Source organism: Mesorhizobium sp. (assembly GCF_004962925.1).
GTDB lineage: Bacteria > Pseudomonadota > Alphaproteobacteria > Rhizobiales > Rhizobiaceae > Mesorhizobium.
In genome coordinates this window covers 33,265-47,078 of sequence record NZ_SUEO01000005.1, presented here as the reverse complement: position 1 = coordinate 47,078, position 13,814 = coordinate 33,265, and the positions used below count along the sequence as shown (strand labels likewise).

The window sequence follows — 13,814 nt, the reverse complement described above, 5'->3', positions numbered from 1 at the left end:
AGACCTTTCGTCTCTGGCCGACTCCCATCAGGCTAATTTCTACTAATTTAGTAGACTAGGCATAACGTACTGAACTTTCTCCCGATCGGAGAGTCGAATTCTCCTTTCCGGCCGATACCGGGCATGTCGTGCGGAGCCTCGAATTCGGCCGGCCGGTTCATTGCTGTGCTTTCTGGACGTCGAAGACATCGGTGAGTGTCACGGAACGAAAATCCGTCACCAGGATGGTGACGCGAACGATCCAAAACCCGTCCAGCGGCAGGACGAAACCATCGGCACTGTAGGTTCCGTCGCTTGCCGGGCTTGCTTCGCGCGTGAACGGGCCGATGCCGTAGGACGGCTTGTCGAGATCGATACTGACGCCGACCGGCTCGAACGGTTTTCCATCCAGAAGCAGATCGCCAACCTCGACCCTCACCGGACCAACGATCGGCGGACGGATCGACAGGATGGCGCCGACGCCCTCCTTCGCAGAGCTGACTTCCTGGACTTCGAACAAAGCCGGGTTTGCCGCGATCGCGCGCGGCGGTGGCGTGAAACGCCACAGGCCGAGCACCGCGATGACGGCTGTCGCAAGACCAATCTCCGCACCGACGCTCCGCGTCAGGCGCAGCGTCGCACTTGCGCTGCCGGCGAGTATGGCGATGGTCAGGTAGAAGCGATTGAGCGCGGCGAGCAGCAGCAGCGCTGCGACCAATGCGAGCTTGGCCAGAAGCACCCGGCCATAGTCGATGTTCCAGAGCGCCGGGATCGTCTGCACCTGAATGACGGCAAGTGCCGTGCCGGACAGTGCCAGCACTATCACGATCGCGGGAATGAAACGGGAAAACCGCCGCAGGACGATCGGCAGCGCCGCGCCACCCCGGATGAGCACGGCTCCAAGCGGAACCAAGGCGCCAATCCACAGCACCACCGTCACCGCATGGAGAAACACGGCCGGAATGGTGAGGTATCGCGGTGATGCGGTCGAGGCGTGACCTGCACTGGCGACCGTCACGCCAACCAGAAGCAACGCGGCGACGGCGAGCCGCGATCCCCATCCGCTCGATAATGTTGGATGCCGGGAGCAGCGAATTTCGATTGCGGAACTCCGCCACAATGGCGCCAGCTATCGAAGCACCGGCATCTGTTGTTGAGGCCATCTCGATTGCCGTCAGCAATGCGGCACGCCGATCTTCGGCAGTTGCGTTTCGCTTCCGTAGATAACCTAGGAGATGAGCAATGTGATTGCTGCGGGTCTCCTCACGACGGGCATACAACCTGAATGCGGTCGAGCTTGCACCTATTTGCCCAGCAACATAGTCAAGCATAGCTTTCGGCGGAACCTCGTTAGCCAACAGTGGCCGGCCGGGATAACGCATCAAGCAGAGTTGGATCGCAAAGCCGAGCTGATTATGTTCGCGCCGCCGTAGCTGGATTTCCAGCAAATCGGCCGGCGCAAGAGAATAGTGGCGGATCAGACTGTCTTCGTCGATCGGAATGTCGAGTAGCGTCTTTGGTTCGTGTTCTTTGAGAAGCGCACGTCTGGCCACTTTCCACTCCACGCTAGAACGGTAGTGGCCAAGCCTCGGTCCAAAGCAGCCTAGCGGTACAGGAGGCAAATGGCGTATCCACAGCGAACATCCGGGCGTTCACTTTCCGTTCGGCCTTAGCGCAAGATTCTGAACAGCTCTTGTTCCGGCCCCAAACATGGCCCTTAAGGTCCCGGTCCGTCGTGGTCTTCTTATGTCGGCCACCGGAACAGGTTCAGGCGCCCGCTGGTTTCGCAGGTAGGGCAACGCCCGTGGCCGACTCAGCGGCCCGCTTTCGATCTCACCGCTGATCTCGCGGCGCTGTCAGCCTTTCCGCGCCCATAAGCACCAATCATTCTCACGGCAAAGATCGAAGCGACGCCAACCGTTGCGCCAGCCTGTTTGAGATGCGGCATAAGCTATCGCGGGTCAGGCGCCGGCAAAGATGCGCCAGCGAAACGGGGCAAGAGCATCGGAACGCGCTGGGCGTATTCCTGATACTCGGGAAATGTCGCTCGCAAGACCCTCTCCTCGTTGACTATCCGCCGGTATTGGAAAGCAATGGCGATCGCGCAGATTGCGACCGTCGCCCCTGTCGGATTACCGAGAAGAATGCCGAGTAGGACGATCGCTTCGCAGGCGTAGAGCGGGTGCCGCACGATTTGATAGGGGCCTGCGGTGACGAGCCGTCTGGCCTGGGCAGCGATGCTGAACGATCTGCCGAGCCACCATAGGCACCAAACGCAAAGCGCGAAGCCGATGATGGTAATCAGGTTGGCAGTGAGCTCAATCTGCGGAAGTATCTCGACTCGAGGGACAGCAATCAAAGTTACGGTGGCAAAGCATCCGATCAGCGCCGAGATTCGGGGTTCCAGTCCCTGCGCTGTCTTCAGCGGCGGAAGACGCGCTACTGTCGTAGCAACAATGAGGACGAGGAAGCCGAGAGCGGCAACGTCTGCAACGACGCCGATAATTCGCGCTATTGGCCATTCTGCGCCGCGAAGAGCTGTAACCAATGCTCCGGCCTTCAAAGTCGCGCAGAACGTGAAGTAAAGTGTCATCGTTGCGCGCCCGATGAAATCACGCGTCGCTGCTGGTGGGAGCTTCATGAATTTTGCCCTTCGGAATAAACGGATAGGCGAGTTGCTCGACGTAAGTTGGTGGAATGGGATCATCGACGCCATAGCGCTCCGGCACCGCTTTGCCAGGCAAGTGCATCGTTCCAAACAGCGCGTCGATGAATGAAAGTTGGCCAGCGAAATTCTTGTCGTACGCAGCGCGCTCATGAGCGTGATGCCAATGATGGAACTGAGGCGAGGCGATCAGCCATCGAAGCGGTCCGATGTTTAGTTTGACATTGGCGTGCAGCAGCAAGCCGTGGACGTGAAAAATCAATGCGAACAGGGCGATCGCCGGGCTGCTGAAACCCAGCAGATATACTGGCACGAGTGACGCGCTCTTCGTCAGAGCCTGATCAACAGGATGAACCCTGTGCGCCGCCAGCCAGTCAAGTTCTTCAATGCTGTGATGAATAGCATGGAAGCGCCATAAAAACGGGACGGCGTGGAACATACGATGCGCCGAGTAAAAGCCAATATCCGCGATGACTATGATTTCTATAACCTGAAGCCAAACCGGCTGTGATGACACGGCACTGCCGACATAGTCCGGCACCAGCCGCCCCACCGTGCTCGTTGCCAGTGTAACAGCCGCAATCAGGCCAAGGCCGATAGGAACGCCATTGAACAGAGCGTAGATGAGATCGTTGAAGAAGGCTTTCCTGAAAATCTTTTGGCTAGGTCGTAGGCCGAACAGGCGCTCGATCGGTACGAAGATCAGAACCGCAATCAAAAGCGCTTTGAGATTGAGAATGTCCATACGGCGCCCCGCCGGAAAGACCCAAACCAAGCACTTCGCCGATTTGGGCGCAAGTCAATGGTTTCCAAAAGGTTAACTGAGAAGGTGATTTGCGCACCACGAGTGTCAGGCTGAGAAGCCACTTAGAACCGTCAAATTGCTATAGACCTGAAACACTATCGTGCAGATCGCTGCGAGCGAGATCGGCACCCCAAACGGCACAACGCCTTTGCGGTCCAAATGCTGAACGTAGAGGCGGAAAGCGCCCGCGGGCAGCATGAACGGGTTTTTCACGATCAACGCCGTGGCGAGGGCGAAAACCAGCAGCAGTACGGAGAACACTAGAAGGCCGCTGCCGCCGATCAGCAACGGCACCACCGCCATCAGCTTGACATCGCCGCCCCCGACCTTGCGCAAGGCCCAGAACGGAAAGAGCGCAACAAACAGCAGAAGACTCGCAACTGCGCTCAGGCCCATGTCCCACCACGAACCGGATTGCACCGATAGGAGTTGCAGCGAGCCCAGACCCAGGCAAAGCAGCAGCAGCACATTCTGGTTGGATATCTTCTGGGTGGTGAAGTCGAGCCAGGCGATCCTTGCCAGCAAAGGGATGGCTAGTCCCTTCAGCAGCAGCGATGCGACGAGCAACATCCTATAGCCTTACCGCTCGAGATTCTTCACGCTGGACGACAGGAGCTGCAGATTGTTGGCCACGGTCGGATCGTTGGGCGCCAGTTCATAAGCCTTGAGGAAATTGCTGCGCGCGTCCTGCAGCTTGCCGCGCAGCAGGTAGGAATAGCCGACATTGTTGTAATATTCGGGCGTCCCGCCGACCAGCCGGAAGGCTTGGCGATAGGCGTGGTCGGAGAGGTCGAAGCGGCGGATGCGATCGCTGCTGGCGGCCAGACCCATCCAGGCACCACCATCATTGGGCGCCAGTTGCGTCGCCTTGTAGAACAGGGCGCCGGCATTGCCGTAGTTTTCCGCGCGGAACTGGTTCTTGGCTTCGGCGACGGCCTGGTCCGAGGCATAGTACTCGACGTCGCTGACCGTCTTCAGCCCGTCGAAGGCATCGCCAAAGGCTGTCACATCACCTTTCGAGGGCTCGTTGGTACGGACGACGCCGCTGGTATCAGCCGTCTGACAGCCGGAAAGCACGATAAGCAGCAAACCGGCTACGGCTGCGAGGCGCATTGGCCCTGTCATTTCGTCCCCCAAAAGAGTTCTCCGACTCTGTATTTCGACCAAAGCATATACCTGCCTAGAAGAAAATGCCCCTCATTCGGAGGATCACTGGCAGCATGACGACCATCATCACCACCGGGAAAATGCAAATCCCCAACGGAATCATCATTTTGACCGGCAACGCGTTGGCGCGCTCCTCGGCGCGAAGGATTCTCTGTCCCCGCATTTCGTCGCTATAGACACGCAAGGCCTCTGTCAAACTTGTACCGAGCTCCTCTGATTGCCGGAACAGAACCGCCAGCGCCCGTGCCTCTTCAAGCCCGATGCGGTCAGACAGTTCGCGCAGCGCGTCGCGCAGCGGCTTGCCGGCGCGCAGCTGCAGAGTCATGATCGCGAGTTGTATACCGAGCCATTTATGGGTGCCCGCCAGTTCGTTGCTGACGCGCTCGACCGCTGCCTCGAGGCTCATGCCCGCATCGGCGCAGGTGATCATCATATCCATGAAATCCGGAAAGCCGCGACGATAGACCTGTTTTTGCCCATTCTCGAACCGATCGAGCGCGATACTTGGAATGACAATGCATGCCAGCCCAAGCAAGGCTGAACCACCAAAGGCAACAAGACTGGGCAAATGGGGCGGCAAAATCTGGGACAGTAGCGCATAGGTCACCGTAAAGCCGACGCAGACCGCGCCGAGGCGGGACAGAGTGTAAATCAGTGGCGCGCTTGACTGATAGAAGCCGGCGCGGAAGAGCTTCGCGTCCAGGGCGCTGGGCTCGTCCCGCTCCTTTTCGATCGATCGAAAATACGCCTCAACTGGCCGCTGTGCTGAAATCCTGGCCAGTTCTTCCTGGCCCAAAAGCGAGCGGCGGTTGGGAAGGCCCTTTGCCATCAGGCTCTGCGCAACCAGTTTCCGCGTCTGAAGGGCAGGCCTGAGGACAAGCGCGCCTAACAGGAATAGCGCCGCCGCCGCCAGGAAAACGGCAATGGAGACCAGAAGGCTAAGATCCTGGGTATTCGAAAGCAGGTTTATGGCGCGCCTCCGTCAGAAATCGAAATTGACCATGCGATACATGATGAAGTCACCCAGCAGCGCCCACAGCCCGAAAATCAGGAACACAGGGAAGAGCAGCGGGTTGTCCAATACCTCGCCGTAGTAGCTCGGGGCGAGGCCAGTGAGGATGGCGAGCATCAACAGCGGAAACAGGGAAATGATCCATGCGGACATTCGGCCCTCGGCAGAAAGCGCCCTAATTTTCAACCTGAGTTTCTGCCTTTCGCGCAGCACCGATGAGAGGTTCGACAGGATCTCGGTCAAATTGCCACCTGTCTTGGCCTGAATTGACAGCGACACCGACAATAGGTGAAGACCCTCGAAACCGACGCGTTGCGAGAGTTTCCGCACCGCGTTTTCAAGGCTTAGGCCAAAGGTGATCTCGTCGGAAACAATGCCGAATTCGGTGCCAAGCGGATCAGGCATTTCTCGGGCGACAAGGCCTATCGCCACGGAAGTCGGATGACCGGCACGTAACGAGCGCACAATCATGTCGAGCGCGTTAGGAAGCTGGGCGGCGAATTTCTGGATTCGTTTGCCGCGCGCGCGGCGGAGTACCAGAAATGGCAGTAAGAAGCCGACCAGCAGAAAAATAGCAACCGAAACCATAGTAGAGAAGTTCAGCAGGAACGCAAAAATCAGCGCTAACACCATTCCGGCGAGCATAAATATTGCGACAAACGACAACGGGTTTCCGGTAATACCGGATTGAGTGTATAGTCTGTTCAGCCCGACGGTATTAAACAGAAAATCGCCCGAGCTGGTTAACCCACGTTCTCGCAACAATCCTTGCAATGTCTGCTCAGCCGGAACCTCGTCAGCGAGCCGCTTCAGCCGACGATTGATCGTGCTGACCCGCGAGCGGCGTTTGGAATAGGTTACGTACATGGTCTCGGCTGCGAGAATAACCGAGGCTGCCGCCAGAACATAAATGAAGTAAAGCAATGTCTGGCCCGTCGGCATCAGAGCGGAACCTGCGGGTTGAATGCATCCTTGGCGAATTGGTGGCCGAGTGTCGCCGCTTCCTGGGCAAAGCGCGGACGGATGCCGGTGGCGCGAAATTCACCGACGATCTGGCCTTCCGCGGTCACATCGCGGCGAACGAAATGGTAGATTTCCTGGAGTTGGATGACATTGCCTTCCATACCGGTCAGTTCCGAGATGGAAACCACCCGCCGTCCCCCGTCCGAAAGACGCTGCGTCTGCACGATGATGTCGATCGCCGACGCGATTTGCGCCCGGATTGAATCATGGCTCATCGGCATGCCCGCCATGCCGACCATCTGCTCCAGGCGCGATATCGCGTCCCGCGGCGTGTTGGCATGAATGGTGGTCATCGAACCTTCATGGCCGGTGTTCATCGCCTGCAGCATGTCGAAAGCTTCTTCACCGCGGACCTCGCCGACGATGATGCGGTCCGGCCGCATGCGAAGCGCATTCTTCAGCAGTTCGCGCTGACGAACCTCGCCCTTGCCCTCGACATTGGGCGGACGCGTCTCCAGCCGGCCGACATGCGGCTGCTGCAACTGCAGTTCCGCCGCGTCCTCGATGGTGATCAGGCGCTCCCGGGACGGGATGTAGCTTGACAGCGCGTTGAGCAAGGTCGTCTTGCCACTGCCGGTGCCGCCTGAAACCAGGATCGACTTGCGTGCCTGCACCGCGATCCGCAGCAGGTCGATCATCGGCTGGCGGATCGAATTGAACGCCATCAGGCGTTCGAGCGAATAGGGGTTTTTGGAGAATTTGCGGATAGACACCAGCGGGCCATCCACCGAGATCGGCCGCACCGCGATGTTGACACGCGACCCATCTTCCAGCCGCGCGTCTACCATCGGCGCGGATTCATCGACGCGGCGGCCGATCGCCGAGACAATCTTGTTGATGACACGCAGCAGATGCGCCTCGTCGCGGAAACGGATCGAGGTCTCCTCGATCACGCCGCGCCGCTCGATGAAAACGCGATTGTGCGTGTTGATCAGTATGTCGGAAATTGAATCGTCCTTCAGCAGCGGCTCGATTGGCCCCAGGCCGAGCATCTCGTCGGCGGTGTCGCTGGTCAATTGATCGAGCTCGCGAGCATTCAGCGGCACGTTGCGAGCGCGGACAAATTCCCGCACGATCGGCCGGATCTCATTCAGAATTTCATCCTTGGACGCGTTTTCAAGGGCGGTCAGGTTGAAGCGATCAATGAGGTGGCGGTGGAGCTCGACCTTGAGCGACAGGAAATCGTCACCATGCGGTTGCAAGTCGACGACAGGAGAAACCGTCGGGGTGGCGGGCAAAACCGCCATCGGCTCGAGCTTTGGCTCGACTCGCAAATCGCTTGGCCCTTTGGTGAACCGCCCCAGCATATCGCGTTATACTCCCCCGTAAAATCCGTCGCCACGGAAACTAAACGTTAACCACGCAGGGCACAAGCGCCAGCCACGCACCATGCAATTTAATACTTCAGATATAGTTAAGATCAAGCATCAGAAAACGCGACGTTTATTTGGTCAGCGGCGCTGTCCTAGTGGAACACGAGCACTCGCCTTTCAATGCCAAGTGCTTTTTTGTCACGAAGGCGCCATGGAACCCACGCAAGCCCTTAGATATAAAGGAATATGCACTGCCGCTAATGCTGCCCTACTTCTGCCATACCCACGGCCAAATTGTGAACGAATGGTTAAGATGGGTTGAAAAACGAGCTGAATCAATGTTTTGGTCCGCCTGAGATCGGCAATATTCTTGCCAGATCATGTATAGGAAAGTTAAGAAACCCTTAATCCCGTTTGACTCTGGTTTTGGTCGGGACTTAGATCGAGATGACGGGGGATGCTTGGGTATGGATTTCATCCTTGGCTCGTCTCGTCGGGTTCGAAACCTCCAAAGGGAGAAATTGGCATGAAGAAGCTCATGACGATGACCCGGCAGTTCCGCGACGACGAAAACGGCGCTGCCATGGTCGAATATACTATCTTGCTCGGCATCATCACTGTCGCAGTGATCGCCACAATCGTTCTAGTCGGCACATGGATCAGCGGCAGGTGGACGGCGCTCAACGCAGCGCTTCCGTGATTTCGAATTGGAGCTGGCCCAGGCCGTAAAAGCTTGAGCCAGTTCCTCTGACCAGAAGATCGATCGACCTCTTGGCACGATTTTAGTCTCTCGCCAGCCAGGCGCTCGATACGAGGGGACGGGATGCTTGGGTATGGATTTCATCCTTAGCTCGTCTCGTCGGGTTCGAAACCTCCAAAGGGAGAAATTGGCATGAAGAAGCTCATGACGATGACCCGGCAGTTCCGCGACGACGAACACGGCGCTGCCATGGTCGAATATACCATCCTGCTCGGCATCATCACCGTAGCCGTGATCGCCACAATCGTTCTTGTCGGCACATGGATCAGCGGTCAGTGGACGACGCTGCAGGCGGCGTTGCCGTGAGACCTTGGTAATCTCATCGACGTCGGACTTTTTCCGACGTCGATGAACTAAGATGAACCCATTCGGGCGGGGGAAGAAGTGCGCGCTAACACTGTTATTATGATTGTCCTCGCCGGCGTGTTCGGAGTGCTGGCGGTGGTGCTCGCCAATATCTGGCTGGCCAGCCAGCGCAGTGCGTTGGCGCGGACGGATGACGTCCAGCGCGATACGGTTGTGGTTGCCGCTGTACCTCTAAAGTTCGGCGACACGCTAACCGCCGATAAGCTGCGCGAAATCGCTTGGCCGTCAGGTGCGGTTCCGGCTGGCGCGTTCGGGACGACAAAAGATCTACTGGCCGGCGAAGGGACAAAGCAGGCGTTGCAGGCGATCGGCGTCAACGAGCCCGTCTTTGCCACCAAGATCACTGGCCCGGGCCAACGCGCCACACTTTCGGCGGTGCTCGGCGAAGGCATGAAAGCAGTTTCTATCAGGGTCAACGACGTGCTTGGCGTCGCCGGGTTTGTTTTCCCCGGCGACCGGGTCGATGTGCTGCTGACGCGCAAGGTGCGCACCACCCAGGGGACTGACCAGAGTTTCGTCGACGTGCTTCTACAGAGCATGAAGGTGCTCGCCGTCGACCAGGTCGCCGATGAAAGCACCGAGAACCCGACGGTCGTGAAGGCGGTAACGCTCGAGGTCAGCACCAAAGACGCCCAGAAGCTTACCTTGGCTGCCGATGCCGGCCAGCTGTCCCTAGCCCTTCGCCAGGCTGCCGCCAGCAAGGGCGAGACGACCGAACGCATTACGCTTTCAGATTTGACCGGTGATACGCCGGACGATGTCGCCGCCAGGCAAGCCGAACTCGCCAAGCAGGCAATAGCCGAGGCTGAGGCCGCAGCCGAGCGCAAGCGCGCGGACGACAAGATCAATGGGCTGACCCAGGCCGTGGAACGGGTGGGAAGCAGGCTCGACCTGTTGAGCAACGCAAAACCTGTTCCTGCAGTGGCCTCAGCACCCCAGGTGCAAGAAGTGGTTAAGGAAGTGATCAAATATGTGCAGCCAGAGCCGCCGGCGCGTGCGACGATCGGCGTCTTCAGGGGTGTGAAGCTCGAAACTTACGACGTGCCGCGACAAAAATAACGCTAGGGTATTGCCGAACGAATCGGCAAGGGGGGTAGTCTAGATGCGTATGTTCCGGGGACCACTGGCGGCTGCCGCGCTGGCCTGCTCGGTCATGTTACTTCCGATCGACCTTGCTGCTCATGCAGCCGACCGCAGGATCGATGTATCGAACCCGAGCGTCCACCGTGTTTTCCTGCCCATGTCGCAGTCGGTGACGATCCAGGTGAACGCCACTCTCGGTGACATCGTCGTCGGCGACGAGAAGATCGCCGACGCCCAGCCAATGACCGACCGGACGCTCTATGTCATCGGCAAGAGCGCCGGCACCACCACAGTCAACCTCTTTTCAGAAGACAAGCGCTCGCTTGGCGTGATCCAGATCGAGGTCGGCGTCGACGTGAGCGACATGGCGCAGGCGATCCGGCAGGTGGCGCCCAGGTCGCGCATCGATATCGGCTCGATCAACGGCAAGATCAGGCTTGGCGGCCATGTCAAGGACGGCGCCACGCTGGCGGCGATCATGCAGGTCGCCCAGCAATATGGCCCCGACGCGATCATAAACGCGGTGACGGTCGACGACAGCCAGCAGGTGAACCTCGAAGTGCGGGTGCTGGAGGCCAAGCGCAATGCCGGCCGCGATCTTGGCGTCTCAATCAGGAGCACCAACGGCAGCGGCACGACCCGCACCGGAACGGGCATAGCCGCCGTCGACGAAGACAATGTGGTGCTGGGCCCGGGGGACCTGGTCAGCGGCATCCTGTCGAACACCAACCCGTTCGGGGCGCTGATCGCCCGCGTCATCGACAGCAACATCAAGGTCGACGTGATCATCGAGGCCCTTGAAGCCAAGGGCGTGGTGCGCACCCTTGCCGAACCCAACCTCACCACTCTTTCCGGTGAAGTCGCCAGCTTCAATGCCGGCGGCGAAGTACCTATCCGCGTCGACGACGGTGATGGCGAGATCAGTATCGAATACAAGCAGTTCGGCGTCAATCTGCTGTTCACGCCGATCGTTCTCAACGACGACAAGATCAACATCAGGCTGGCGCCGGAAGTCAGCGACCTCACCGGTTTCACCGTCGCCGGAGACCCGATCTTCACCAACCGCAAGCTGTCTACCGTCGTCGAATTGCGCGACGGCCAGAGCTTCGCGGTCGGCGGGCTTTTGTCCAGCAAGAACACCAAGACCCAGAGGCAGGTGCCTTGGCTCGGCCAGGTGCCGATCGTCGGGGCGCTGTTCCGGAATTCGAGCAACCAGAAGGAAGAGACCGAACTGGTCGTGATCGTGACGCCGCGTATCGTGCGCCCGGTAAAGCCCGGCGAACAACTGGCGACGCCGTTCGACAAGACGCGGCCAGCCAACGACCCGGAGCTCTTCATCCTCGGTCAGCTCGAAGTGACCAAGGACATGGTTCGCAAATATGAACTCGGCCAAGGCGTGGTCGGCCCCTATGGCCACATGCTCGACCTGAAATCCAAGGACAAGATGATCTATGTCAAGAAATAGCGCGTTGATCATCCTCCTGTGTGCCGCCCCGCTGACTGGCTGCGCCGATTATCTTAACCGCTACGATACGATGACGCTGGCATCGGGCGACACGCAGAAATACAACTCGCTGCTGCAGACGGTCGATCCGCTCAATCCGGCGTCGAAGAACACGGCCATCGAAGGCGACGGTGTGCGCGCTGCCGCTGTTGCCCAGAGTTACAAATTTCCACCGCCGCCGCCGCCACCACCGGCCATAACGGTCAATGTCGGCGACACCGCGGACTAAACAGAAGGGTGCGGGTTCAACGTCAGGCAAAGCGACTGGCGTTAGGGGAGCTAAGAGTAAGGCCATGCTGCGGATTGTTCGCGCGTTCTGGCACGATCAGAGGGGAATAGCGCTGATATTGGTCAGCATCATGCTGCCGGCGATCATCGGCTTTTCCCTGCTGGCGATCGATATGAGCCGGGTCAACAACCTCCACAACGATCTTCAGAAGGGGGCTGATGCGTTTGCCCTGGCAGGCGCGGCTGAACTGGATGGGACGTCGGGCGCTATCACCCGTGCTGATAGGGCGATCGCTACGCTGGTACGCAATCGATACACCTTCTCGACCTCCGGCCCGCCTCAAACGCTAGCTGCCGGCGGAGTAACGCGTCGCTATCTTCGCTCGTTGCCGGCCACCGACAATCTCCCGATCGTGGCGGCCAATGTGATCACCGACGAACTGAACGACGCCAGACTTGCCCGCTTTGTGGAAGTCACGGTAACCCCGGTCGGATTTGCCGCGATCTTTCCGGCTTCCTTCTTGTCATCCGGCGCCAGCAACAGTTTCAATGTCGGGGCAGTCGCCGTGGCGGGCTTCACCTCCGGCGTCTGCGATTTTACGCCGGTCTTCATGTGCAACCCCTATGAGATGGTGAACGGGACCAATGCGGCTGGCGGGTACACACTTGAGCAGGCTGTTTCCAATCCGGCTGTCCATCGTCGGTTGATCGAACTGCGGAAAGTTGGAAATGGGGCTGCTGCTGGTCCAGGTAATTTCGGCTTCCTCGAGCCCCCGGCAGATGTGGGGAACGGCGCTCAAGCCCTCGCCCAGACGATCGCGACATCAAGGCCGATTGGCTGCTATAACTCCGCGAACGTTACCACGAAGACAGGTCAGAACGCCGGCCCGGTACAAGACGCCTTCAATGTTCGTTTCGGGATTGGAGCCAACGGTAACCACTTCGATAGTGCTGAATACGGTCCGGCCGCCAATGTCCGAAAAGGGGCGATACAGACCACAGGTAGCGTCAATCAATGCGCTGCCATGAACCAGCTTTCGTTCACCGAAGCTGGAACAATGGGCCTTCCGCGCGATGCGACAACGCCGTATCAGGGCGGCAGGATGGGCGACGGAGATTGGAATTTTTCCGGCTATTGGAGCACCAACTTCGGTTCCGCCTCCTATCCATCGTCATGGGATACAACCAAGCCGACGCGCTATGAGGTCTACCGTTACGAGATATCGGCCGGGTTGGTGGGCACCGCGTCGACAGGTGGAGAGATCGGAACCCCGTCGGCAGCTTGCCAACCGCCCGTCACCTCAGTTGATCGTCGGTTGATTTATGGTGCGATCCTGAACTGCACTGCACTCGAAGCTGCGGGCAACGGCCTGTCCGGCCACAGCACCAATCTGCCGGTCGAAGCCTTCGGCAGCTTCTTCCTCACTGAACCGGTTGCGTCACCATCGGATGATGCGTCGGTGATGGTTGAACTTGTCGACATTACCGGTCGCGGCGGCCAGGGCACCCTCGACAATTTCCTTCGCGACGAAGCCCAGCTTTATCGGTGATGGCGATGATCCGAACGCTATGCCGCCACCTCGACAGATTTCGACGCGACAGCCGTGGTGCGGTGCTCGTCGAAATGACGCTGATCACGCCGCTGATGCTGATCCTGTCGGCGGGCGTGTTCGAGTTCGGCAATCTGATCCATAACAAGCTGCTGATGGAGGCCGGCCTGTCGGACGCGGCACGCTTTGCCGCGCGCTGCAACAGCCAGTTGTACACCCAGGCCGGGCTGGCGGCGATCAACTGCGCGGATATCGCCACCAACATCGCTGTGTTCGGCAAGGCGGCGGTAACAGTGACAGACGTTCCGCGCGTCAGCGGCTGGCAGACATCGGATGTTACGGTGACCATCGCCGCCCCC

General features: G+C 58.9%; 15 protein-coding genes and 1 pseudogene. 7 read left to right on the top strand and 9 right to left on the bottom strand.

The features are described 5' to 3' along the window. Nucleotides 1-157 precede the first annotated feature (157 nt). From E5W87_RS02690 to E5W87_RS02650, 9 genes and pseudogenes are all read right to left on the bottom strand, one after another. Entirely contained in the window at nucleotides 158-1,012 is an 855-nt protein-coding gene (locus E5W87_RS02690; RefSeq protein WP_292393714.1) for a CopD family protein, read from the bottom strand. A 1-nt stretch (nucleotide 1,013) separates the two neighbouring features. After that, nucleotides 1,014-1,532: pseudogene (locus E5W87_RS02685) on the bottom strand (DUF4158 domain-containing protein); the annotation flags it as partial. 398 nt (nucleotides 1,533-1,930) lie between these two features. Continuing rightward, nucleotides 1,931-2,620 carry an isoprenylcysteine carboxylmethyltransferase family protein gene (locus E5W87_RS02680; protein WP_292393712.1) on the bottom strand — a complete coding sequence of 230 codons (690 nt, stop codon included), beginning with the start codon at nucleotides 2,618-2,620 and terminating at the stop codon, nucleotides 1,931-1,933. After that, nucleotides 2,592-3,389, bottom strand: coding sequence for a sterol desaturase family protein (locus E5W87_RS02675; RefSeq protein ID WP_292393710.1), 798 nt, complete (start codon nucleotides 3,387-3,389; stop codon nucleotides 2,592-2,594). The genes E5W87_RS02680 and E5W87_RS02675 overlap by 29 nt, the downstream gene beginning before the upstream one ends. Nucleotides 3,390-3,494: 105 nt before the next feature. Next, a complete protein-coding gene (locus E5W87_RS02670; RefSeq protein ID WP_128285844.1) occupies nucleotides 3,495-4,019 on the bottom strand; it encodes a prepilin peptidase in 525 nt (174 codons plus the stop codon). Nucleotides 4,020-4,028: 9 nt separating this feature from the next. Beyond that, the gene (locus E5W87_RS02665) at nucleotides 4,029-4,562 is read right to left on the bottom strand and encodes a tetratricopeptide repeat protein (protein WP_128285843.1); all 534 of its coding nucleotides are present in this window, start codon (nucleotides 4,560-4,562) and stop codon (nucleotides 4,029-4,031) included. A 67-nt stretch (nucleotides 4,563-4,629) separates the two neighbouring features. Beyond that, complete coding sequence (locus E5W87_RS02660) at nucleotides 4,630-5,580, bottom strand: type II secretion system F family protein (protein ID WP_292393797.1); 951 nt, start codon at nucleotides 5,578-5,580, stop codon at nucleotides 4,630-4,632. A gap of 18 nt (nucleotides 5,581-5,598) precedes the next feature. Continuing rightward, nucleotides 5,599-6,570 (bottom strand): type II secretion system F family protein, encoded by a 972-nt coding sequence (locus E5W87_RS02655; protein ID WP_292393707.1) that lies wholly within the window; start codon nucleotides 6,568-6,570, stop codon nucleotides 5,599-5,601. Further along, nucleotides 6,570-7,958: a CpaF family protein gene (locus E5W87_RS02650; protein WP_128285840.1), complete on the bottom strand. Its 1,389-nt coding sequence runs from the start codon at nucleotides 7,956-7,958 to the stop codon at nucleotides 6,570-6,572. The genes E5W87_RS02655 and E5W87_RS02650 overlap by 1 nt, the downstream gene beginning before the upstream one ends. Before the next feature lie 532 nt (nucleotides 7,959-8,490). Between E5W87_RS02650 and E5W87_RS02645 the strand changes: the two genes are divergently transcribed. From E5W87_RS02645 to E5W87_RS02615, 7 genes are all read left to right on the top strand, one after another. Then, on the top strand, nucleotides 8,491-8,664 hold the full coding sequence (locus E5W87_RS02645; protein WP_128244632.1) for a Flp family type IVb pilin: 174 nt from the start codon (nucleotides 8,491-8,493) through the stop codon (nucleotides 8,662-8,664). A 192-nt stretch (nucleotides 8,665-8,856) separates the two neighbouring features. Then, nucleotides 8,857-9,030: a Flp family type IVb pilin gene (locus E5W87_RS02640; RefSeq protein WP_128285839.1), complete on the top strand. Its 174-nt coding sequence runs from the start codon at nucleotides 8,857-8,859 to the stop codon at nucleotides 9,028-9,030. Between the two features lie 78 nt (nucleotides 9,031-9,108). Next, nucleotides 9,109-10,149: a Flp pilus assembly protein CpaB gene (gene cpaB / locus E5W87_RS02635; protein ID WP_292393704.1), complete on the top strand. Its 1,041-nt coding sequence runs from the start codon at nucleotides 9,109-9,111 to the stop codon at nucleotides 10,147-10,149. Nucleotides 10,150-10,192: 43 nt separating this feature from the next. Beyond that, the gene (locus E5W87_RS02630; RefSeq protein ID WP_292393702.1) at nucleotides 10,193-11,638 is read left to right on the top strand and encodes a type II and III secretion system protein family protein; all 1,446 of its coding nucleotides are present in this window, start codon (nucleotides 10,193-10,195) and stop codon (nucleotides 11,636-11,638) included. Then, on the top strand, nucleotides 11,625-11,906 hold the full coding sequence (locus E5W87_RS02625) for a hypothetical protein (RefSeq protein WP_128285836.1): 282 nt from the start codon (nucleotides 11,625-11,627) through the stop codon (nucleotides 11,904-11,906). Before E5W87_RS02630 ends, E5W87_RS02625 begins: the two co-directional genes overlap by 14 nt. 64 nt (nucleotides 11,907-11,970) lie before the next feature. After that, on the top strand, nucleotides 11,971-13,455 hold the full coding sequence (locus tag E5W87_RS02620) for a pilus assembly protein TadG-related protein (protein WP_128285835.1): 1,485 nt from the start codon (nucleotides 11,971-11,973) through the stop codon (nucleotides 13,453-13,455). Further along, on the top strand, nucleotides 13,455-13,814 hold a 360-nt coding region (locus tag E5W87_RS02615), incomplete at its 3' end, for a TadE/TadG family type IV pilus assembly protein (protein ID WP_292393699.1). The genes E5W87_RS02620 and E5W87_RS02615, both read left to right, overlap by 1 nt.

What these genes read in the sequence shown, in the direction of transcription:
- E5W87_RS02630 (WP_292393702.1), top strand. Translation starts at nt 10,193, where the DNA reads ATGCGTATGTTCCGGGGACCACTGGCGGCTGCCGCGCTGGCCTGCTCG.
- E5W87_RS02675 (WP_292393710.1), bottom strand. Translation starts at nt 3,389, where the DNA reads ATGGACATTCTCAATCTCAAAGCGCTTTTGATTGCGGTTCTGATCTTC.
- E5W87_RS02645 (WP_128244632.1), top strand. Translation starts at nt 8,491, where the DNA reads ATGAAGAAGCTCATGACGATGACCCGGCAGTTCCGCGACGACGAAAAC.
- E5W87_RS02670 (WP_128285844.1), bottom strand. Translation starts at nt 4,019, where the DNA reads ATGTTGCTCGTCGCATCGCTGCTGCTGAAGGGACTAGCCATCCCTTTG.
- E5W87_RS02625 (WP_128285836.1), top strand. Translation starts at nt 11,625, where the DNA reads ATGTCAAGAAATAGCGCGTTGATCATCCTCCTGTGTGCCGCCCCGCTG.
- E5W87_RS02620 (WP_128285835.1), top strand. Translation starts at nt 11,971, where the DNA reads ATGCTGCGGATTGTTCGCGCGTTCTGGCACGATCAGAGGGGAATAGCG.
- E5W87_RS02640 (WP_128285839.1), top strand. Translation starts at nt 8,857, where the DNA reads ATGAAGAAGCTCATGACGATGACCCGGCAGTTCCGCGACGACGAACAC.
- E5W87_RS02650 (WP_128285840.1), bottom strand. Translation starts at nt 7,958, where the DNA reads ATGCTGGGGCGGTTCACCAAAGGGCCAAGCGATTTGCGAGTCGAGCCA.
- E5W87_RS02655 (WP_292393707.1), bottom strand. Translation starts at nt 6,570, where the DNA reads ATGCCGACGGGCCAGACATTGCTTTACTTCATTTATGTTCTGGCGGCA.
- E5W87_RS02665 (WP_128285843.1), bottom strand. Translation starts at nt 4,562, where the DNA reads ATGCGCCTCGCAGCCGTAGCCGGTTTGCTGCTTATCGTGCTTTCCGGC.
- E5W87_RS02680 (WP_292393712.1), bottom strand. Translation starts at nt 2,620, where the DNA reads ATGAAGCTCCCACCAGCAGCGACGCGTGATTTCATCGGGCGCGCAACG.